Here is a 21,595-nt window from a genome sequence, read left to right as displayed (position 1 = left end):
CATACCTATATAAAAAAGAAAAGGTTGTCATCGCGACAACCAATCTTCATTGTTAACCTTAAATCTAATACCATGAAAAACACAGTACAAAGATAGTATTTTTTATGTTATAAAACATATTTTCGCCATTTTTCTTTAGATATTTAACATATTTTAACTCAATCGTCACTCTCCGGTAATTCTTTTTGGGCCTTAACTCCCAGTTCTTTTAGCATTTCAGCCTGACGTATCAAATTACCGTTCCCTTCTTTTAGTTGAGAAAACGCTTTATTATAAGCTTTCTGAGAGCGTTCTATATTCTTACCTACATCCTGCAACGTTTCTACAAAGCCCGCGAATTTATCATAAAGAGTCGCACCACGCTTAGCTATCTCAATCGCATTCCGGCTTTGATATTCCCGTTTCCACAAATCAGCAACTACTTTCAGAGAGGCTATCAGGTTTGTAGGGCTTATCAGCAAAATACGCTTACGATAGGCATAGTCCCACAATGAGGAATCCAGCTGCATTGCCAGAATATATGCCGGCTCGTTGGGTACAAACATCATTACAAAATCAAGCGAATCGATAAAGTCCTGATACGATTTTTGGCTTAGCTCGTCCACATGCTGCTTTATTGACGTCACATGTTCTTTTTCAGCAACAGACTTCATATCATCAGTCTCAGCTTCCACATATTTCACATAAGCGCTCAATGAGACTTTAGAGTCGATAATAATCTTACGTCCGCCCGGATAGACCACAACCACATCCGGTTGCATATATTTTTGCTGTTCATTCTGTACACGGACACCGTTCTCATCTGTGATAAATTCCTGTGTAAAATATTCTTCTCCTTTTTTCAATCCCGACTTTTCCAGAATCGATTCCAGGATCATTTCCCCCCAGTTGCCCTGTATCTTGTTATTACCCTTCAGCGCTTTTGTCAGATTGTTGGCATCCTCACTAATCTGATTATTCAGGGCAACTAGGTCCTTTATGCGTTCTTCCAGTGAAAAGCGCTGCTTGGATTCTTTATCATACGTTTCCTCTACCTTTGCCTTAAACTCTACCAGTTTCTCGTTCAGAGGCTTCAAAATGGCTTCCATATTCGCCCTGTTGACGTCTGTAAAACGCAGCGTCTTTTCTTCGAGTATCTGATTGGCCAATACCTGAAAATCCTTATTCAACTGGTTACGGGTATCCAAAAGCTCTTCCTGCTGCATCCGCAATTGCTCTTCTCTGGACTGAAGGAGGGCTTTCGTTTCTGCAATTTCCTTTACATTATCTACTTGCACTTTCTGCAAGGATTCTTTATCTATTGACAAACGGCTGATTTCATTCTTAAGTTCCGATTCCCTCTGCCTGCTACTTCGCTGGATAAAAATGATGACAATGACAGCCAGAACCAGTATTACTCCGGCATAAACTAATTCCATATAGATTTGTTTTAAAAGAGACGGAAAGTTATTCAAAATATCACCTTTAACAAAATTTGCCTGAAAAAACTTGTGAACATCCCTACTCAAAGATACTTTTGTCTGATAAATTTCAGAATGAAGATATTGCATAGTAAACATTTTCCGCCAAAAGATTTTGGAGCAATCAACCTCTTCGGGCTTATTATTGTCCGAAAAGACTATGGCAACCTAAGTGATGCGGAGAAGAATCATGAACTTATACATACACGGCAAATGCTTGAAATGTTGGTCATATTCTTCTATTTGAGCTACTTCGTAGAATGGGTTATCCGCCTGTGCCAGTATCAAAACCGGTTCGAAGCATACATGAATATCTCATACGAAAGAGAGGCATACTGCAATATGCATGATTTATCATATCTAAAAAACAGGAAGCTATTTGCTTTCAGAAAATATTATAAAGAAGGGGCATAAAATGAAGCAGCTGATATATTTTTTATACATCATCGCAATGGGAATATCTTGCGCTCAAAGTCAAAATAAAACAGAACAAGAGAATATGAAGTATAATAAGCTTACTCCCGATGAAGAACGGGTTATAATACATAAAGGCACCGAGGCTCCGTATACTGGTGAATATACGAATAATAAACGAGCCGGCACCTACATTTGCAGAAGATGCGACACTCCGCTTTACCGTTCGTCAGACAAATTTGATTCACATTGTGGATGGCCGTCTTTCGATGATGAAATAAAAGATGCGATAAAACGCGTACCCGATGCAGATGGCAGGCGTACAGAGATAATCTGCTCAAATTGCGGCGCACATCTGGGTCATGTATTCCTTAACGAAGGATTTACCAACAAAGAAACAAGGCATTGTGTTAATTCAATTTCATTAAAATTTATACTGGAAGAAAATAAAATGATTAAAAAAGCTTATTTTGCCTCAGGCTGTTTCTGGGGTACAGAATATTATTTCATGAAAGCCAATGGGGTTGAACATACTGCTGTCGGCTTTATGGGAGGGCATGTAGACCATCCAAGTTACGAACAGGTATGCCAGAAAAACACAGGGCATTTGGAAACCACAGAAGTGGAATACGATACTTCCAAAACATCATATGACGATTTAGTGCGGTTATTCTTCGAAACGCATGATTTTACTCAGACAGACGGTCAAGGCCCTGATATCGGCCCTCAATACCTTTCGTGCATATTCTATGCGGATAATTCGGAAAAGGAAATAGCGGAAAAGTATATTAAAATACTGGAAAATAAAGGGTATAAAGTTGCTACTATGCTAAAGCCTTTATCTACATTCTGGAAAGCCGAAGACTATCATCAACAATATTATAAGCATAAGGGTACAAGTCCCTATTGCCATGTATATAAGAAAATATTCGACTAAGTAAATGTATTTTAATTAATTAAGAAAATAAGCTATAATTTGGATACATTAAATTATTATATTAAATGTATTCATGTTATTTTTGTGCCTTAACTAAAATCAAATAAGTATTTTAAAACCAAATTACAATTTTATGCTTAAAACAGTCTTATCTATTTCCGGAAAGCCCGGACTTTACAAATTAATATCAAACAGCAAAAACATGGTTATTGTAGAGTCTCTAGTAGATAATAAGAAAATTCCGATTCATGCACGCGACAAAGTTGTCTCATTGGGAGATATATCTATATATACCGAAACAGATGATGTACCTCTAAAAGACATCCTCATTTCTATTAAGAACAAAGAAAACGGGAGTAAGGCATCTATTAATCCAAATGCAAAACCTGAGGAACTAAAGAAATATTTTCTGGAGATACTACCAGACTTTGACAAGGATCGCGTATATCCTACAGATATAAAGAAGATAATCAATTGGTACAATACTCTAACTGAGGCCGCCTTCGATTATGAGAAAGAAGATGAAACAGATAAAGAGGCAGAAGAAGCCGATAAAGCAGAGTAAATTTAATAGATAATTAAATAAATCAAGCACAATAAAAAAAGCTGAACTTTCTGGAAGTTCAGCTTTTTTTATTGTGCTTTAAAAATTCAGCTTAATTTATTAATATTAAGAGTGTTTTAAAAAAAGAGTGGAGATGGATCTCCACCCTTATTTTATTTGATTTTGTCGGCTGAATTATTCAGCGAAGAAGATTGCAACACGGTTCCATGCATTTTCTGCATATGGTTGTTCTGTATCACCTTTCCACTCAACTTTAACGCGGTTGCTGTTGATGTTGTATTTGTTGATCAACGCATTAGCAACATTTTTAGCACGTTTTTCAGAAAGTTTCATGTTGATAGAAGCTGTACCAGTTTTCTTATCAGCATAACCTACAATCTTAACATTTTTGCTAGGATTATCTTGTAGATATTTAGCTGTGTTGTAGATGCTAACTTCTTGGTTTTTGTCAATAACTGCACTACCTAAACGGAAGAATACTACGTTAGAAACAAATGTTTTAGAACCTGCATCAACTGGTTGCTTAACTTCTGGACACTTAGGACAATCTGGGCAATTAGCTTTTTCTGGTTGTCTGTTTCTCAAAGCGTCATTTTCCTGACGAAGCTTGTTGATTTGGCCATTCAGATCATCTAGAAGACCTTGATCCATTAACAACGCTTCAGAGAAATCAGTTTTCTTACCAATTTTGAATACCAAGCTAGCAGAAGCACCTACTAAACCATCATAAGAATCAGCACCACCATGATTAAATGCTTCTTTAAGCAACATTGCAGAAAGATCAATATCCAAAGCTATTCTGTCAGTGATTCTAAATTTGTTGATGATACCACCATTGATAGTGAAATTTCTTTGTTTTCCACCTGGATGAGTTGCACCATTCATTTTGTAATCCCAGCCAATAGCTCCACCAATACCTACATACGGAATAAGGCTATATAATCTTGTTTCGCTATATTTTCCTAGATAGTTTGTCACATCCCACATTACATCAGCCTCAACAGCGAAATACTTGTTGTGAAGCATATTGGTTGCATTATTGAAGAAATTGTGCAAGGAACCTCCTTGGAATTTCAAACGACCTCCAATGTAAGGGTTAAACCATTTACCAACCTGAACAGTAGGAGCAACAGTCAAACGATTCAAGAAATCAGCATCGCTGTTGTCATCACCAATAACCATATTAGCACCAGCACCGACACCGATAAACCAGTTATCCCAAAAACCGTTACGCGCAAAAGTTGCATTACGACCTTCCTTTGTGCTAAATCCGCTTGTTTGAGCAAATGTAGAAACAGCCGCAAAAACTAAAACTAAAAGTAAACTTACTTTTTTCATAATCAATCTTTTAAATTATAATTAAACACTCTCTTATATTCAAATTTTATTTATATTCAGTATACCAATTATACATCATCCGCAGGCCATCCTCTATTTCGACTTTATGTCTCCAGCCTAAAGAATTCAGTTTTGATACATCTGATAATTTTCGCATTGTACCATCGGGCTTATCTGTATTGAACCATAAATTACCGGAGAATCCTACTAGTCGTTTTACAAGGTTTGCAACATCTTTTATAGAAATCTCAACCCCCGTACCAATATTAATGTGTGTATTCCTAATCTCTTTATCCTCTATAACACTAGCTAAGTCTAAAAAGTTTACTGATTCCATCACAAAAACTGTTGCATCTCCCATTTCCTGGCTCCACAGAAACTCTCTCATTGGTCTTCCAGATCCCCACAATTCAACCTGGACAGTATTTTCTTCCGTTTTCCTTACTCCGTATTTACCTAGTATATCTAATATCTGGGATTCTGATGATTTACCAGATATACCTTCTATAGGACGAATATCTAAATCCTTTCTGATAATATCCCAAGCATTTTCTTCCAGACATTTTCCTAAATGGATTTTCCGGAGTATAGCCGGCAAGACATGAGATGTCTCCAGATTAAAATTATCATTTGGGCCATATAAATTTGTTGGCATTACTGCTATAAAATTAGTTCCGTACTGGATATTATAGCTTTCGCACATCTTCAATCCTGCTATCTTAGCAATAGCGTATGGCTCATTTGTATATTCCAAAGGACCTGTCAATAAAGCATCTTCGCTCATTGGCTGCGGCGCCTCTTTTGGATAAATACAAGAACTGCCCAAAAATACTAATTTTTTCACTTTATTCACATATGATTGATGAATAACATTATTCTGAATCATCAAATTTTCATATATGAATTGTCCCCGGTATGTATTATTGGCTATTATACCACCTACCTTGGCCGCTGCCAGGAATACGTATTCCGGTTTTTCTTTTGCAAAAAACTCTGCTACTGCTGTCTGATCTACAAGATTCAACTCAGAGTGAGTCCTTAATACAAAATTTGTATAACCTTTATTTTTAAGACATCGAAGAATCGCGGAACCGACCAAACCTCTGTGGCCAGCTACATATATTTTAGCGTTCTTTTCTATCATTAACAAATATCTCCTTACTCAAAATAATTAAAAATCCGATAACCTCCATTTTTGAGGTATTCTTCCTTTTTCATTAACTCAACATCATGGATAACCATGTCCTGACAAAGCCCCTTAAGATCGTATGTAGGCTCCCAGCCTAACTTTGTTCTGGCTTTTGTATTATCGCCAATAAGAATTTCAACTTCTGTCGGGCGATAATAAGCAGGGTCAACTCCCACAACTGACTGCCCTATCCTTTTCTTAAAATCGTCGAGATGCTCAACCCCGACAACACGAGAAAACTCATCGTCATTGACATTTACAATATAGCCTTTCTCTTGTTCATTTTCGCCTTTAAAGTCAACTTCTACTCCGACCTCGGCAAATGACATTTTAATGAACTCCCGGATGGTAGTCGTTACTCCTGTTGAGATAACATAATCATCCGGAGTATCTTGCTGCAAAATAAGGTACATTGCCTTAATATAGTCCTTAGCATGTCCCCAATCCCGCTTACTGGATAAATTACCCATATAAACCTTATCCTGCAATCCTAATACAATACGCGCCACCGCACGTGTTACTTTCCGGGTCACAAAGGTCTCTCCCCTCAATGGAGATTCATGATTAAATAAGATACCATTGCTGGCGTGCATACCATAGGCTTCTCTATAATTCACCGTAATCCAATATGCATATAATTTTGCCACTGCATACGGACTTCTGGGATAAAACGGAGTAGTCTCCTTCTGTGGTATCTCCTGCACCAAGCCATACAGTTCTGAAGTTGACGCTTGATATATTCTTGTTTTATCTGTCAAGTTCAAAAGCCGAACAGCTTCCAATACACGAAGAGTACCTATTCCATCAGCATTGGCTGTATATTCAGGCGTATCGAAACTAACCTTTACATGACTCATAGCCGCAAGGTTATAAATTTCATCGGGCTTTACATCACCTATTATGCGCGTCAGATTCATGCTATCTGTCATATCTCCATAATGAAGTATCATATTCCTGTTTTCATCATGAGGATCTTGATATAAATGATCTATACGGTCTGTATTGAACAACGATGATCTTCTTTTTAAACCATGTACCGTATATCCTTTTTTTATCAAATATTCAGACAGATAAGCTCCATCTTGTCCTGTAACGCCTGTGATGAGTGCTATTTTACTCATAAATTCACTTAATAAAATTCTTTATTAAGACTAATGTTAGTTATTTTTATAATTATACAACTTGATTCATCCCTACCCCAACCGTTTTTACCGATCAGTTCAAAAAGACGAGTTCAAGCCACAAAGATATATTTTTTTTAACTAAAACAAACAAAAAAGTCTTTATTTTAGTATTTATTCCTTCATTTTTCTTCGATGCTATTTATATTAGGCTCTAACTCCGATACTTGTGCAAAACGCTTAACAATATATCCTTCTTTATCAAGCAGAAAAAATACAGGTGTACCCATTATTCCAAAATTTATGAAGTTTTTGCCTGAAAAGCCATTGAAGTCGCAAAGCTTATCTTCCCAAGGATATTCTTTTTGCTCTTGTTCGAAAGCCAACTTATCGCTTCCGCCCGAAATGGAAATTATCCGGACTCCCCTATCTTTTAATTCTGTATACTTTTTTATCAATTGTTTTATTTGAACATGGCAGTTCTCACAGCCAGGATTATAGAAAACAAGTAAATTATATTTGCTGGCACCCTGCTGCAAAGATTTGGCCAGGCCTTCGATCTCCGGCGCTTTTATCCCTTCACGCGCTTTGGCCAGGGCAAATGCCAAATATATTTTGCCCTGGGGCACAGGGATCCTCCCTGAACTTTCTACATAGGGTATTATTATATTGAATGCATCATCCCACCCGTACTGTTCTGTAATTGTAATCAGATTATCCACAAGATGGACAAAGACCTCTTCGGATTTTATATTTTCCAGTATTTGAACCATATTCTCTCCCAGTGCCTGTTGCCCTCCGTACAATCTCAATAAACCATCTACTACCTCGTACCACAAACCACTGGTATAGAGCAATTCCAAATCAAGATTATTTGTAGCATAATTACGAATATTCGTCTTTTCCATCAGGTTAGGTATCATCTGTGAGTTGATTTTCCTCAGCGACTGGCTATACCTTATCATATCTACAAAACGGGAAGCATATAAGGTAGAATCGGGAACAGGCATCACCTGATCCTGTATTATCGAATATAAATATGTATTTTCGGGCGAACCCTTAAATACATATTTATTGCCGTTATCCTGCTCCACGGCAAATGACTCATGGTTTATAATCATATTAAAAGGTGCGGCCCCTCCTGTCTGCAACGAGCCTATACCTGTATAATCCCTATATTTATCCGGTATCAGAATAGTCGTTTGTCCTGTAGCGGAGAATACCCCTTTCTGGATAGTATCCTGCCTGATACCTTTGTTCAGTAGAAACGCATACCCTTCATTTGCCTGTGAAGGCAGCTGTATTTCAATCTTTTGGGCGTTTGTGATATATGGGATAAAAACAATTAGTAATAAAAGATTTTTAATAGAAAAAAAATGTATCTGTTTCATCATAAATAATTATAATAATGGTGAGAATAACCGCATTACGGATTCTTTAAATTTCTCGACACGGGATCTTTTGTCCCAGTCCTCCTGCATCAATAAAGAAGATTGCTCCATATCTTTAAAAAATATTTCCCGGGCTTTCCGGCATGTATCTTCATTATAAATAAAAGCGTCTATTTCGAAATTATGTTCAAAACTACGCATATCCATATTGGCAGAACCGGTAATTGTAAGGGAATTGTCTACCGTCATCAGCTTGGAATGAAGAAAACCGGCCTCAAAGAAATAGACGCTTACCTTCGCCTCCAATACTTCATTCAGAAAAGACATTGACGCGATGTGTACAAATGTGGTATCCGAATCGCGCGGAAGCATCAGGCGTACATCTACACCGCGCATGGCTGCCATCTGTATTACCTGCAACAACGAATCGGTAGGTATAAAGTAGGGGGTCTGTATATATACGCTTTCTTTGGCATTGGATATAGCCTGCAATATGCCCAGATGAATATCCTTGAAACGGCCGACCGGCCCGCTTGTGACCAATTGTATCATATTACACCCCTTATTCTCCAATACCGGGTAGTATGTATCCGAGGCAAGAAACTCTTTCCGTGACGAATACCAGTCTATCAGGAAAGAGGTTTGCAGGCCTGCTACCGCCTTGCCCTCTATCTTGATGTGGCTATCGCGCCATATACCTGTTCCCAGACCATTAATATAGCGGTCGGCGACATTCATGCCTCCTACAAATCCTACTTTGCCGTCTATGATTACAATCTTCCTGTGATTCCGGTAATTAACCCTGCTCGTCAGGAACTTAAACGCTACTTTGAGGAAAGGCTGCACCTCAACCCCCTTAGCCTGCATATCTTGAAAAAAGCTACGCTTGGCTTTCCATGAGCCTACATCATCGTAAATAAGACGTACTTCGACGCCCTCCGCTGCTTTACGCACTAGGATATCCCGGGTCTTGCTGCCGATTTCATCATCCAGAAAGATATAGTATTGGATATGGATATGTTTTTCCGCTTTTTCCAGTTCTTCAAACAACGCTGCGAATTTTTCCGGGCCCGAAGAGTAAAAGGTAACATCGCTTCCGCCATACAAGGGGGTGCCTTTCAATCTGTTCAGCAGGTTTACCAATCCTTTATACTCTACCGGAGGATTTAATGTCTCAAGTAATTCGCGCCTCCCGATCGAACGCCGGTTGAGCTTTTTATACATCTTGTGGGAAATAAGGCGCTGCTTACGGTTGTCTTCCCCAAAGAAATAATAAATAATAAGCCCTACTAATGGTAACAGCAATAGGATCAGCACCCATGAAATCGTTTTCAAAGGATTCCTGTTTTCCGAGATTACAACTACCATCGTACCCAAAGCGGTAACAACATAAAGTATCTGGAAAAGTAGAATAAGATGGTCGGTTGCCTGTGCTGCTGCTTCCATTCAGTAATATATTAGGCCGCAAACCTGTTTGTTATTTAATATAAGTTCAAAATTATAAGTACATGACAAAAAAATAGATTATTATGGCTCAACCCCTCGCCCTGTGGGCACTCCCCTTCTGCGAGGGGAGAGTCGCAAAACGAAGACAGATGCCGTTTGATCCGTCAGGCACTCTTCCCTTTTGATAAAGGGAAGTACCCGAAGGGGGAAGGGTTAGAATGATAGTATATATTTTTTGTCATGTACTTAGCTCAAAGTTATAATAAAATTTAATCCAAATATTTTCCGATTAAAAAATAATCTGGTAAATTAATTTCTACCTAGCGATTCGTTCTTAACCGAAGGATGAAAAAGGCCAAGTTATTTTTACATGTTACTAACCTAATCCAATTTCACTCACCCAGCCTGTGAAGTAAATCTTCCCTTAAAACTACTCTATCCCACGAATAGGTCTTATCGGCATCCTGAATATATTCTACAATCTCAAGGGCTCTGTACAAGTCGCCCCTATCTTTCTGCTCCGAGATATCATACCTGAGCATCAACGCTTTCGCGTATTGCTCCAGCAATTCGCCATCGCTGATCTTTTCTACCAGCATGGGAAGATTTTCTGAACCGGAAACATCAAAGTTTTCAGAAAAGAATACGAAGCATTCTTGCAGCAATGATTGCCTTTCGGCATCGCCCAATTGTGCATCTCCACTGACCACTTGCTGTAATTTCTTAAAGAATTCGTCTATCAGCCGCTGTAAATAATCTTTTTTCCGCTGTTGCAACATTTATATTTTCTCCTTCCTGTTTATCAGGTAACAAATAAACCCTCCTATAGTGTAACAGACGATATCTCCCCAGCTAAACGAAGTGCCTATTATAGTACGCATAAACCTGTTATCCTGCATACCTAGTATTTCTACCAGCCCGAAATACTGCCCTATCTCTATCATATAAGCAAAAAGGACTACTCCTATTGCCAGATATAACGGCTCGACCCGGATAAATGACCTGACAAAATAATATATCAGGATAACGACCAGTATATCCCCGCCATAAGGACGGATGAAAGCGTCATCTACAAATTTAGCAATTAGTACTTCTACAAAAAAAATAATAAGGGAAATAACGAAAGATTTCTTATCAAACCTCCATTTCATACTATTAAATTAAGCACTCCTCCCGGCCTCCCCAAAGGGGGAGCAGCAGGCGAAGCCGTATAGATGTTATTGTTTATTCATATTTAATTGCCCTCTTGTACACTCCTCCCCTTAGTGGAGGCTGGGAGGGGTATCTAACTCACTTCCTGTATTTCTCAGCTATATCTTCGTCCATCATGCTCAGGTAAGACTTGTACCGGCTTTCGCTTATATAATGTTTTTCGACAGCCTCCCTGACTGCGCAGCCCGGCTCGTTTATATGGATGCAGTTATTGAACCGGCAATCCTTAGAGAACCTGAATATATCGGGGAAAAAGTGGAAGATCTCATTTTTTTCCATATCCACTGTCCCGAACCCCTTTATCCCGGGGGTATCGATAATAAATCCTCCTTGCGGCAATTCTATCATTTCCGAGAAAGTCGTCGTATGCATCCCTTTCCCGTGATAATCGGAGATTGCTCCGGTCTTAAGTTCCGCATCAGGTATCAGTGCATTGATCAGGGTAGACTTCCCTACTCCCGAATGGCCTGAGAACAAAGTAATTTTTCCGGTTATTCTTTCTTTTAACGTTTCTAATCCGGAGTTTTGTAAAGCTGAAATTTTGATGCCGGGATACCCTATATGATCGTACAGGGCAATCAGGGCATCCATATATTCCGATTCTTCCTCTGTGTAAATATCCGTCTTATTGAATATCAGGTTTACCGGCACACGGTATGCTTCTGCCGAAGCCAGAAAACGATCTATAAAGACGGTGGACGTTACCGGATGATTAACGGTAACGATAAGGAAACACAAGTCGAGGTTGGCAGCGATAATATGAGACTGCTTCGACAGGTTGGACGATCGGCGGATAATGTAATTCTTACGGTCTTCTATTTCTGCAATCAGGGCTGTGCCTTCATTGTTCACAACGATGGCTACCCTGTCTCCTACCGCAATAGGATTGGTGCTGCGTATGCCTTTGAGGCGAAAGTTACCTTTTACCTTACATTCGATATCTTTGCCCTCATCGGTACGAACCAGATACCAGCTACCTGTATTTTTTATTACGAGACCTGTCATTTGTGAATTAGCATATTAGCAAATTCGGAAATTAGCAGATGTTTTTATTCTACCATTTGCTAATTCCCGAATTCTCAAATCTGCTAATTGGTATTATACTGTCAATATTTCTTTTTCTTTCAATGCAAAAACATCATCTATCTTCTTGATATACTTATCATGAAGTTTCTGCATATCATTTTCGGCATCTTTCGCCACATCTTCCGCTACACCTTCTTTCACCGATTTTTTGAAAGCGTCGATCGCGTCACGGCGTGCATTGCGCACACTCACTTTGGCTTCTTCGGCCTCTTGCTTTGCCTGTTTCACCAGAGCCTTGCGGCGTTCCTCTGTCAATGGAGGTATAGATAAACGGATTACCTCGCCGTTGTTGTCGGGAGTAATACCTACATCAGAGTTCAAAATCGCTTTTTCAACCTCTTTCAGCATCTGTTTTTCCCACGGCTGAACAATAATAGTTCTGGCATCAGGGGTATTAATAGCCGCTACGCCGCTCAGCGGGGTAAGTGTTCCATAGTAATCCAACTTTATACCGTCAAGGATATGCGGATTCGCTTTTCCGGCACGGATACGGGATAAAGTTTCATCTAAAAATTCAACAGAAGACTGCATTTTGACTTCTGCTTTCTGTTCGATTTGTTTTAGGTCTGCTGCCATAGCATTAATATTTAGTTATGAGTATGAATATGAGTTATAACACCCCTCCCTACCTCCCCAAATGGGAGGAGTGGGCAAAGCCCGGTAAAAGTGTGTTTTAGTTATGAATCATGAATTATAAGTTATGAGTTATTAACTGCTAACTGTTGACTGCTAACTGTCTACTTTGTTTCTCGGCAATTGCGTTAAGCCTATAATAAACTGGGCTATACCCGCCAGTATAAGCAGCGATGTAACCACAGTATGCGCCGTAATAGTGATAAAGGCTCCCAGCGCGCAAACCAGGCACCCCAGAAAGATATTCCTTTTGGCTGTCTTCATATTATCCCTGTTTACGGTGTCTATTATATCATTCAGTATGATATAAGCATCCTCTTCGTTCAGGCCTTTCTCTATAAGGAATATCTTGACACTCTCAGGGTTTTCCCTTTTGCGGATCATATACATAGCCTGATTATACAACTGATCCTCAACCATTACATTGTCTGTATTATGCATGTACATAAGTACCTATTTTTTCGCCTTTCATCAATTTCTCCAGGTTACCCGGAGTATCCATATCGAAAACCACGATAGGGAGATTATTTTCTTTACACATGACAGTCGCCGTCATATCCATTACTTTCAGCCCGCGTTTATACACTTCGTCATACGAAATAGAATCGAACTTGGTGGCTGTAGGGTCTTTTTCGGGGTCTGCCGTATAAACGCCGTCGACGCGCGTACCCTTTAGCATCGCATCCGCTTCTATTTCTATACCCCTCAGTGAAGAACCCGTGTCGGTCGTAAAAAACGGATTGCCTGTACCGCAGGATAGTATGACAACCTCTCCGCTTTGCATGGCTTCTATGGCTTTCCATTTACTGTATATCTCGCCTATAGGCTCCATACGGATAGCTGTCAGCACCCGTGCTTTCTGCCTGATAGCTACCAGCGCAGAACTAAGGGCCAGGCTGTTGATTACGGTGGCGAGCATCCCCATCTGGTCGCCCTTCACACGGTCGAAACCTTCCGATGCCCCGCTCAGCCCGCGGAAAATATTTCCTCCTCCTATTACAATACTTATCTGTACTCCCATGTCGGCAACAGCCTTTATCTGGGTGGCATATTCATTCAGGCGGTTGACGTCTATGCCGTATTGCTGCTCTCCCATGAGGGATTCTCCGCTCAGCTTAAGGAGAATTCGATTATATTTTACCATAACTGTTTCAATATTGGTGCAAATCTAGTACAATTTTATGAAATTAGAAAAGCTTGGTTTATATGTTAGATTTTATTAATGAATCACAATAAGATTTTTCTCTTTGATTTCAATGAAGGACAAATGAATAAAATTATCTTATTATGACAGGGTCTTTGACTTGCTGATAAAGATAGTAAAGTAACAATGAAAAGTATCAAAAAGCTGTCACATTTGACTACGCTTCGCTTCGTCGATTTTGACTCCGTCTATTTTCAATTCAATTGTCACTTTTTATATATAAACACCTGATTTAAAACACCTTACAACACAACATCCCTTCACACTTTTACTACAAGTCCCGCTTTGCTAAACTTGCGCCAAGAAATGGTAAGCCCTGCCCGCGCAGACTTGCAGTTTGTGCGTTACGAAGCAATAATTACTCTTCGAGTAAGACACGGACAAAATGTCCGCACCAACAGAGAGGTTTTCGAAATCATGAAAAAAAGTAACATAAAAAACAAAGTGAAAAGCTGTCACTTTTGTCACTTTTTGCTTATAAACAATGCGAATCAGGGGTTTATAAATTTCATTAGTCGTTTTACATACGCTTCGCTCGTGTGAACGTTGTTTGTCGTGACTCGGCATAACATGAATTTTTAATTCAGTTCTGCCCTCGCTACTTAAAACGTTCTTTTATTTTTTGCATAAAGGCTATCCTAGGCTAAATACTTTAGCCGTAGCTCCCTGCTGCCGCGCCCTCCCGGGCTTGCCCCTTCTTTTGGCATTGCCCAAAAGAAGGCAAAAGGCTAGTGCTTTGTCCCTCGGCGACCCACCAACGGCTTGCCGGCTAAACGGGACGAAACTCGCCTGCGGCTCGGACAACATCCCGTTTCACGCCGCCTGCACCGGGTGGGTACCCCGCCTGCGGAACGTATGCACGGANCCTGCGGCTCGGACAACATCCCGTTTCACGCCGCCTGCACCGGGTGGGTACCCCGCCTGCGGAACAGATGCACGGAGTCGCGACGCAATGTCAAGACAGAGGATAGACCCCAATGTCATTAAGTTTAGCTTTTTTTCTCTTTGTCATGCTGAAGGACGAAGCATCCCGTGTAGGCAAAGTGCTTTTAAGAAAAGAGATCCTTCACTATCGTTCAGGATGACAGGGTATAAGATTTCTTTATTGATGACATTGGGATAAATCCTGCTCGTCAGGCGTCAGCCAGCGCCATTAGCAAGCGTACGGGGTACCCACCCGGTGCAGGCGGCGTAGAATGAAGTGCGGGCGCTTTTAAGCATCATCTGCCAATTATTGCAATGATGAATCTTTCATCACTTCATTCAGCCGGCAAGCCGATGGTGGGTCGTACGGCGAAGCGGGGCGCAATGCTTTTTTGCTTACTTTTGGAGCTTTGGCCAAAAGTAAGGCAAGCAATCTGTGATTGCGCGCAGAATAAAAAATAAAAGAACACATAATTTAAACAAAACGAAATACTGATTCACATCATTAGCTAATAACATTTTACCAAAACGACTCTCTTGCTTTTTTATACATAATTGTTACCAAAAAATTAAAAGGTAAAATGCTTTATGGAAAAACGGCTAAGATGACATCTATATATAAAAGTATATACTATGGCACAAAAAGCGACAGTTATAAAACTTGCAATGCTAGCAGCCGTCAGCTCCCTGTTATCATGCGAGACCGGTCAGAGTAAAGAATTTGTCCCTGTAACGGGTTTTGATATTCCGAAGTTAACGTTCCCTGTCAAAGATACCATTCCGCCGAAGCCTACAGTCAAATTCGTACCTCCGGTAATCATCGATGACACTGCATACCCCGAGGAAACCTTGCGCCCCTCCTACCCCATAGAGCCGAAAGGGCCGGAGCAAAAAGAGCCTTATATGGTGGTTGAAGTGATGCCGGAATTTGACGGAGGCACAGAAGCTATGATGAAATATATCCGGGAAAACCTGAAATATCCCCAGACTACAGATGCTCAGGGGCGGGTAGTACTGCGATTTACCGTAACAAAGACAGGCGACATAGAAGACATACGCGTACTCAGGAGTTTAGCTACTGAATTTGACAATGAAGCCATACGGGTAATCCAATCGATGCCCAAATGGATACCGGGAAAGCAAAACGGGGTGAATGTAGATGTATATTACACATTGCCTGTCTCTTTCCGGCTTATGTGACAGAAAGATAAAAATGAAGAAAAAAGTACAGAATTCATTAGAGTTTATATTCAATAAAAGAGTAAGATGCATATTTTTAGGAGTTTTAGTTGCCACGACTTTCAAGTCGTGGATAATAATACAGATAGAAAACGACTTTAGTCAAAACATTTTGGCTAAAGCCATTATCTGATTAGACTATTATCCTCCAGCTAAAGCAGGAGGCAATTAAATCACAGAGAATAAACCATATATAATCTTATTGAATATAAACTCTATTATAAGTAATGATAAATACGTTCCATTACTTACTTGATTTTAAAACAGGGCAATTCGGAAAAATCTCTACGTAACCGGAAATGAAACCGACAGCTTCCAAATCAGGTTTTGACACGATTAAACCGATGATAATGGTAAAGGAATACTATCGCAAGTTCTGAAAAAACACTATCTTTGTCCCATTCGTAAAGGATATAACGATATGAAAAATCTATGGCTTGTTATTCTAATTTTATTATTTACCATGTGTAGCAATAAACCGAAAGAACCGATAGTAGTTATACAAACCAGTTATGGCAACATCAAGGTTAAATTATATAATGAAACGCCGGGACACCGGGACAATTTCCTGAAACTAGCGGAAGAAGGTTTTTATAAGAACCTCACTTTTCACAGGGTGATACAGGACTTTATGATACAGGGAGGCGACCCTAAAACCAGAAATGTCTCCGACACAACTGCACTGGAAGAGGACAAAACGCTGGGAGACACCATTGCCGCCGAAATAAAATTCCCCCAGCTATTTCATAAACGGGGAGCGCTTGCGGCAGCCCGTTGGGGAGACGCGGAAAATCCGACAAAAGCATCGGACGCTTCACAGTTTTATATCGTAACCGGCGAATTATGTTCGGACAATAAACTATCCGAAATAGAGAAACAGCGTTACGAGCGGCTAAAACAGAGGATATATAAAGACATACAATCGACAAACCTCGACACGCTAAAAGCCTTGCTGAAAAGCGGGGACAGCGCTTCGGCATCGGCAATGCGCGCAGATTGGCTGAAGCAGGCTGAGGAGCAGGCTAAAGGCAGAGAATCCGAGATTCTGTATACCGACAAGCAACGCGAATTCTACACCACAAGAGGAGGCACGCCGTTTCTCGACAATGAATATACTGTCTTTGGCGAAGTACTGGAAGGGATGGACGTTGTAGATAAAATACAGCGTGTGAGGACGAACGAAAAGGATAAGCCACTGAAAAGCGTATTTATGAATGTGGTGGTTATGGAAAAATAAAACAGATGAAACAAAGCAATATATTTATACTAAACAACGATATCCCCAAGGAAAATGCCGGAGAAGGTGTTACACGCCGGATGCTGGGATATGACGAAAATATCATGCTGGTAAAGGTCAGCTTCGAATCGGGAGCCATCGGTGCGGTACACCACCACCCGCATGTGCAGGCATCTTATATAGAGAGCGGTAAATTTGAGGTCACAATAGACGGGGAAAAGCAACTGCTGGAAAAAGGAGATGGGTTCTTCGTTCCGTCAAACAGCCCTCACGGCGTGGTTTGCATCGAAGAAGGCGCTATAATAGACACATTTACACCTGCCAGAAAAGATTTTTTATAACTTTTGACAATAATGAATAAAACAGATGATAAGGCGTGGAAAGTATTGAATAGTGAATACCTTTCGCGTGAACCTTGGTTTACCGTACGCAAAGACCATGTACAGTTACCGAATGGCAACCAGATACAAAACTATTATGTATATGAATATCCTGACTGGGTATGCACAATAGCCATTACGAAGGAAAATCAATTTGTGATGGTACGCCAATACAGGCACGGGTTGAAGTGTACAGCTCTGGAACTGTGTGCAGGTGTATGTGAAGCAGAAGACGCGTCGCCCGAAATATCCGCCCGCAGGGAACTGCTCGAAGAAACAGGCTTCGGAAACGGAAAATGGGAACTATTGATGACAACATCCGCTAACCCGGGAACACATACCAATACCACGTATTGCTTTCTGGCAACCGATGTAGAGAAAATATCGGAACAGCATCTGGAGTCGACAGAAGATATTTCTGTGCATTTCCTGTCCATCGATGAACTGAAAGCATTATTATACAATGACGGGATAAGGCAATCGATGCATGCCGCCGCCCTTTGGAAGTATTTGGCAACGAATGATCTTGTCTAGTGATTTATATCTAATTTTAAATAAATATCCAAATTATATCTAATGGGTATCTTGTCTACCCCCCTTCGCTTCGCTCGAGTGTGTGTCGAAAATAAAAAAGAGTAATTGCTATTACTTTTTAGCACGCAACACACTTGCAATCAAATAGATACCACTCTATGATTCTGTATCAAATACGGAGTAGCAATGCAACACCGAGGACTCCGAAAGCGATGATTCTGGTCATGCGTCAGCCAGCGCCATTAGCAAGTGTACGGGGTACCCACCCGGTGCAGGCGGCGTAGAATGAAGTGCGGGCGCGTTTAAGCAAACTCTCCCAACCTGTAGCATGATGAGGCTTTCATCACTTCATTCAGCCGGCAAACCGATGGTGGGTCGTACGGCGAAGCGAGGCGCAATGCCTTTTTGCTTACTTTTGCGGCTTTGGGCAAAAGTAAGGCAAAGAATCGGAGGGCTGGTATAACGCAGTGAAGGCAGACAGACGATTCTGCGCAGAAATATTACAGAAATCTCAGATACAATATACAGCCCGAAGTATTATGAAAGCTTAAAACTCCAGTTTATCCTTATAGTTACGGGAATTAGGATGTGGCACTCCAAATACTTTCGTGGAAATGGAATCTATTTCCACTTTCCATATCCGCACATTGTTAACGGCGGGGTCTGAATAGGTAAAACTCCGGCTGGAATAGTGCTTCATTATGATATCAAGGGCTTTTACCTTCTCCTGAAAATCTTCTTCGAAAACAACCTTGCCTCGACAAATAACGCTGGCTCCCTTCATGCGGTAACTACAGGCCACTTCCTTGTTCTGGTAAGTCAGTGTGGATTCGGTACAGAAGGTAATACATACATTCGGATTGATATTCAGGGCTTCTATACTGCTGCCTTGCTGAGCAGAATGCAGATATATAATGTCGTCCTGATAACCGAAGTTCATGGGGATAACATAAGGTAGGCCTTCTTTGTCGGTCATACCGACATAGCAAATCGTATTTTTGGCGATAATATCCTCTATCAGGTGGCGTTCTTCGATGGTAACTGTTATCATAATGGTTATCTCTATTTCGTTCAGGACAAATATACAATAAAAAAGAACTGCACCCGATTGCGAATGCAGTTCTTTCTATATTTTTTGTACCAAAAGCTACTTGTTTTTCAGCAGGCCATTGTACAACTTTTCGTCCTTGATTATCTCATACGCTTTTTTAAAGATCTCACTGTCTTCGTTAAACACCTTTACCATCGCTTCGGTATCATAGACATCACGTCCGATGTACGCTTTTATCTGGCGCTTGAGGGTTTCTTTCGACTTTTCATAGCCTTTTTCGTCAAATTCGATTTTCTCATCTTTAGCTGCCGCTATCAGCTTATCCATTATCTGGTCCGAAACAGCAAATTTCTTGTAGAAATCATCCGATGTAGGGTATTCTTTCAGGATATCTTCCCGATGGTTGTCAACCTCATTATAAGCTATACGCAAGGTTACATCCTTATTCCATACTTTCTTGTAATACTCCGAGGCAAAGGTCGTATCGGCAGGAACAAAATAGTCCGGCATGATGCCGCCGCCACCATATACGGTACGATGATTGAGCAATGTCGTATATTTCAATGAGTCAGGGAAGTGAATGCTATCGGCATGCATCATCTCGCCCTTATTATACCGTTCTATTACATCCAGATTGTAGGAAGTCAAATCCCCTTTTGTATATGGCTTTTGTATAGAACGTCCGGTCGGCGTATAATAACGCGCTACGGTAAGCCTCATCATCGACTCGTCCGACAAGGGTATCTGCCGTTGAACAAGCCCTTTACCAAAGCTACGGCGTCCGACAATAACCCCTCTGTCCCAGTCCTGTACGGCGCCCGAAAGTATTTCACTGGCCGAAGCCGAACCTTCGTTTATAAGGATTACGAGGCGGCCTTTCTCAAATGAACCTTTCGATGTGGAGACTTCATCCCTCCTCGGCTGACGGAGCCCTTCGGTATATACAATGAGCTTCCCGCTGTCGAGGAAGTCGTCCGAAATATCAATAGCGGGAGTCATATATCCTCCTCCGTTATATTCCAGGTCGAGTATCAGGTTAGCCATCCCCTGCGTTTTCAGTTTATGCAACGCTTTCCTAAACTCATCGGTCGTTGTCGCTCCAAAGCGTATGATACGGATATATCCGGTACTCTTATCCACCATATAACTGGCATCGATACTATAAATAGGAATTTTATCGCGGACGATCTTAAAGTTCAGCAAATCAGGTATTCCTCGACGCTGCACCTTTATATTTACCGCGGTTCCCTTAGGGCCTTTAAGACGAGATGTAATATCTCTTGTCGATTTCTTTACTCCGGCAATGAGCGTATCATTCACATACAGGATCTTATCTCCGGCTCTAAGCCCTACTTTTTCGGAAGGGCCTCCGGGTAACGCCTCAATGACATACAATGTATCTGTCAACAGATTGAAGGATATACCTATACCGTCAAAGTTACCCTCCAAGGGTTCATTCATATCTCTTACTTCATCGGCACTGATATATGTAGAATGGGGGTCGAGTTTTTCCAAAAGGGATTTTACGGCATCTTCTGCCAATTTGGCATCGTCCACATTATCCACATACATGTTTTCTATGATAGCGATAGCTGTCGCAACCTTCTTCGAACCCTCACTCATCTTAAATTGGGCGGAGGCGGTAGCGGCAAGCATAAAAAAACACAGAGTTGATATAATAACTCTTTTCATAATTTATATTTCAAGATTTCAAAATTCCATGATTTCAAGATTCAGAATATTCGAAACCTTAAAATCATCCTTACTCATTAAAGATCGAGGCTCATGCCTTTGGGTATAAACTGGCTGACATCGTGTCCGAAACGTAATAATTCACGGACGATGGTAGAACTGATATGTGTAAGTTCCGGTTCTGTGAATAATATAAAAGTTTCTATACCCGCTATATTCCGGTTCATATCGGCTATTGTCTTTTCATATTCAAAGTCGTTGACCGAACGTATCCCCCTGACAATGAAAGCAGCATCCACTTCTTTGGCGTAGTCTACCGTAAGTTTGTCGTAGGCCTTTACAGAAACACGGTTATCGTCCCTGTATAAAGACTCTATCATCTCAATCCGTTTCTCGAGGGGGAAATAACTCTTCTTGGCATCATTTATCCCAATAGCAATAACGATCTCATCCACTAATTCGAGAGATCGTTTTACTAATGAATAATGTCCTATGGTAAAGGGATCGAATGTCCCCGGAAATATAGCTTTTTTCTTCATTCT

The 21,595-nt window shown here is 40.6% G+C and carries 23 protein-coding genes; 7 read left to right on the top strand and 16 right to left on the bottom strand.

Annotated elements, in window-relative coordinates; all coding sequences use genetic code 11:
- Nucleotides 1-158: 158 nt before the first annotated feature.
- Nucleotides 159-1,418: a DNA recombination protein RmuC gene (locus tag D0T84_RS04455; RefSeq protein WP_163306432.1), complete on the bottom strand. Its 1,260-nt coding sequence runs from the start codon at nucleotides 1,416-1,418 to the stop codon at nucleotides 159-161.
- Between the two features lie 117 nt (nucleotides 1,419-1,535).
- Between D0T84_RS04455 and D0T84_RS04450 the strand changes: the two genes are divergently transcribed.
- The 3 genes from D0T84_RS04450 (at nucleotide 1,536) to D0T84_RS04440 (ending at nucleotide 3,376) form a co-directional block, all read left to right on the top strand.
- Nucleotides 1,536-1,874: a hypothetical protein gene (locus tag D0T84_RS04450; RefSeq protein ID WP_163306430.1), complete on the top strand. Its 339-nt coding sequence runs from the start codon at nucleotides 1,536-1,538 to the stop codon at nucleotides 1,872-1,874.
- A gap of 1 nt (nucleotide 1,875) precedes the next feature.
- Nucleotides 1,876-2,811 carry a bifunctional methionine sulfoxide reductase B/A protein gene (locus tag D0T84_RS04445; protein ID WP_163306428.1) on the top strand — a complete coding sequence of 312 codons (936 nt, stop codon included), beginning with the start codon at nucleotides 1,876-1,878 and terminating at the stop codon, nucleotides 2,809-2,811.
- Nucleotides 2,812-2,944: 133 nt separating this feature from the next.
- Complete coding sequence (locus D0T84_RS04440) at nucleotides 2,945-3,376, top strand: DUF5606 domain-containing protein (protein WP_163306426.1); 432 nt, start codon at nucleotides 2,945-2,947, stop codon at nucleotides 3,374-3,376.
- A 174-nt stretch (nucleotides 3,377-3,550) separates the two neighbouring features.
- On the opposite strand, the gene D0T84_RS04435 is transcribed toward D0T84_RS04440, so the two are convergent.
- The 11 genes from D0T84_RS04435 to pyrH form a co-directional block, all read right to left on the bottom strand.
- Complete coding sequence (locus tag D0T84_RS04435; protein ID WP_163306425.1) at nucleotides 3,551-4,714, bottom strand: OmpA family protein; 1,164 nt, start codon at nucleotides 4,712-4,714, stop codon at nucleotides 3,551-3,553.
- Between the two features lie 46 nt (nucleotides 4,715-4,760).
- Nucleotides 4,761-5,855 carry a GDP-L-fucose synthase family protein gene (locus tag D0T84_RS04430; protein WP_370525426.1) on the bottom strand — a complete coding sequence of 365 codons (1,095 nt, stop codon included), beginning with the start codon at nucleotides 5,853-5,855 and terminating at the stop codon, nucleotides 4,761-4,763.
- Between the two features lie 17 nt (nucleotides 5,856-5,872).
- The gene (gmd, locus tag D0T84_RS04425; protein WP_163306421.1) at nucleotides 5,873-7,024 is read right to left on the bottom strand and encodes a GDP-mannose 4,6-dehydratase; all 1,152 of its coding nucleotides are present in this window, start codon (nucleotides 7,022-7,024) and stop codon (nucleotides 5,873-5,875) included.
- A 182-nt stretch (nucleotides 7,025-7,206) separates the two neighbouring features.
- Nucleotides 7,207-8,418, bottom strand: a complete 1,212-nt coding sequence (locus D0T84_RS04420; RefSeq protein WP_163306419.1) for a peroxiredoxin — start codon at nucleotides 8,416-8,418, stop codon at nucleotides 7,207-7,209.
- Between the two features lie 6 nt (nucleotides 8,419-8,424).
- Entirely contained in the window at nucleotides 8,425-9,861 is a 1,437-nt protein-coding gene (cls, locus tag D0T84_RS04415; protein ID WP_163306417.1) for a cardiolipin synthase, read from the bottom strand.
- Nucleotides 9,862-10,253: 392 nt separating this feature from the next.
- Nucleotides 10,254-10,640: a hypothetical protein gene (locus tag D0T84_RS04410; RefSeq protein ID WP_163306416.1), complete on the bottom strand. Its 387-nt coding sequence runs from the start codon at nucleotides 10,638-10,640 to the stop codon at nucleotides 10,254-10,256.
- Nucleotides 10,641-11,012, bottom strand: coding sequence for a DUF2809 domain-containing protein (locus D0T84_RS04405; protein ID WP_163306415.1), 372 nt, complete (start codon nucleotides 11,010-11,012; stop codon nucleotides 10,641-10,643). It abuts the gene before it with no gap.
- A gap of 139 nt (nucleotides 11,013-11,151) precedes the next feature.
- The gene (gene rsgA / locus D0T84_RS04400; RefSeq protein ID WP_163306413.1) at nucleotides 11,152-12,078 is read right to left on the bottom strand and encodes a ribosome small subunit-dependent GTPase A; all 927 of its coding nucleotides are present in this window, start codon (nucleotides 12,076-12,078) and stop codon (nucleotides 11,152-11,154) included.
- 93 nt (nucleotides 12,079-12,171) lie between these two features.
- On the bottom strand, nucleotides 12,172-12,735 hold the full coding sequence (frr, locus tag D0T84_RS04395; protein ID WP_163306411.1) for a ribosome recycling factor: 564 nt from the start codon (nucleotides 12,733-12,735) through the stop codon (nucleotides 12,172-12,174).
- A gap of 153 nt (nucleotides 12,736-12,888) precedes the next feature.
- On the bottom strand, nucleotides 12,889-13,239 hold the full coding sequence (locus tag D0T84_RS04390; RefSeq protein ID WP_163306409.1) for a hypothetical protein: 351 nt from the start codon (nucleotides 13,237-13,239) through the stop codon (nucleotides 12,889-12,891).
- Nucleotides 13,226-13,936: a UMP kinase gene (gene pyrH / locus D0T84_RS04385; protein ID WP_163306407.1), complete on the bottom strand. Its 711-nt coding sequence runs from the start codon at nucleotides 13,934-13,936 to the stop codon at nucleotides 13,226-13,228. Before pyrH ends, D0T84_RS04390 begins: the two co-directional genes overlap by 14 nt.
- A gap of 1,617 nt (nucleotides 13,937-15,553) precedes the next feature.
- On the opposite strand from pyrH, the gene D0T84_RS04375 reads away from it, so the two are divergent.
- The 4 genes from D0T84_RS04375 (at nucleotide 15,554) to D0T84_RS04360 (ending at nucleotide 18,310) form a co-directional block, all read left to right on the top strand.
- The gene (locus D0T84_RS04375) at nucleotides 15,554-16,120 is read left to right on the top strand and encodes an energy transducer TonB (RefSeq protein WP_163306403.1); all 567 of its coding nucleotides are present in this window, start codon (nucleotides 15,554-15,556) and stop codon (nucleotides 16,118-16,120) included.
- 460 nt (nucleotides 16,121-16,580) lie between these two features.
- A complete protein-coding gene (locus tag D0T84_RS04370) occupies nucleotides 16,581-17,396 on the top strand; it encodes a peptidylprolyl isomerase (RefSeq protein WP_255495186.1) in 816 nt (271 codons plus the stop codon).
- Between the two features lie 5 nt (nucleotides 17,397-17,401).
- On the top strand, nucleotides 17,402-17,737 hold the full coding sequence (locus D0T84_RS04365; RefSeq protein WP_163306401.1) for a cupin domain-containing protein: 336 nt from the start codon (nucleotides 17,402-17,404) through the stop codon (nucleotides 17,735-17,737).
- A 12-nt stretch (nucleotides 17,738-17,749) separates the two neighbouring features.
- The gene (locus D0T84_RS04360; RefSeq protein ID WP_163306399.1) at nucleotides 17,750-18,310 is read left to right on the top strand and encodes an NUDIX hydrolase; all 561 of its coding nucleotides are present in this window, start codon (nucleotides 17,750-17,752) and stop codon (nucleotides 18,308-18,310) included.
- Between the two features lie 302 nt (nucleotides 18,311-18,612).
- Here the strand turns inward: D0T84_RS04360 and D0T84_RS22810 are convergent, their stop codons facing one another.
- The 4 genes from D0T84_RS22810 to coaD form a co-directional block, all read right to left on the bottom strand.
- Nucleotides 18,613-18,741 carry a hypothetical protein gene (locus D0T84_RS22810; protein WP_255495184.1) on the bottom strand — a complete coding sequence of 43 codons (129 nt, stop codon included), beginning with the start codon at nucleotides 18,739-18,741 and terminating at the stop codon, nucleotides 18,613-18,615.
- A gap of 116 nt (nucleotides 18,742-18,857) precedes the next feature.
- A complete protein-coding gene (locus D0T84_RS04355) occupies nucleotides 18,858-19,361 on the bottom strand; it encodes a pyridoxamine 5'-phosphate oxidase family protein (RefSeq protein WP_163306397.1) in 504 nt (167 codons plus the stop codon).
- 96 nt (nucleotides 19,362-19,457) lie between these two features.
- Nucleotides 19,458-21,053 (bottom strand): S41 family peptidase, encoded by a 1,596-nt coding sequence (locus D0T84_RS04350; protein WP_163306395.1) that lies wholly within the window; start codon nucleotides 21,051-21,053, stop codon nucleotides 19,458-19,460.
- A 77-nt stretch (nucleotides 21,054-21,130) separates the two neighbouring features.
- Nucleotides 21,131-21,592 carry a pantetheine-phosphate adenylyltransferase gene (gene coaD / locus D0T84_RS04345; protein WP_163306393.1) on the bottom strand — a complete coding sequence of 154 codons (462 nt, stop codon included), beginning with the start codon at nucleotides 21,590-21,592 and terminating at the stop codon, nucleotides 21,131-21,133.
- Nucleotides 21,593-21,595 lie beyond the last annotated feature (3 nt).

The organism is Dysgonomonas sp. 521 (assembly GCF_010501055.1).
In the GTDB taxonomy this organism is placed as follows: domain Bacteria; phylum Bacteroidota; class Bacteroidia; order Bacteroidales; family Dysgonomonadaceae; genus Dysgonomonas.
Note: the sequence above shows the minus strand (reverse complement) of the source record. Positions and strands in the feature narration are given on the sequence as shown.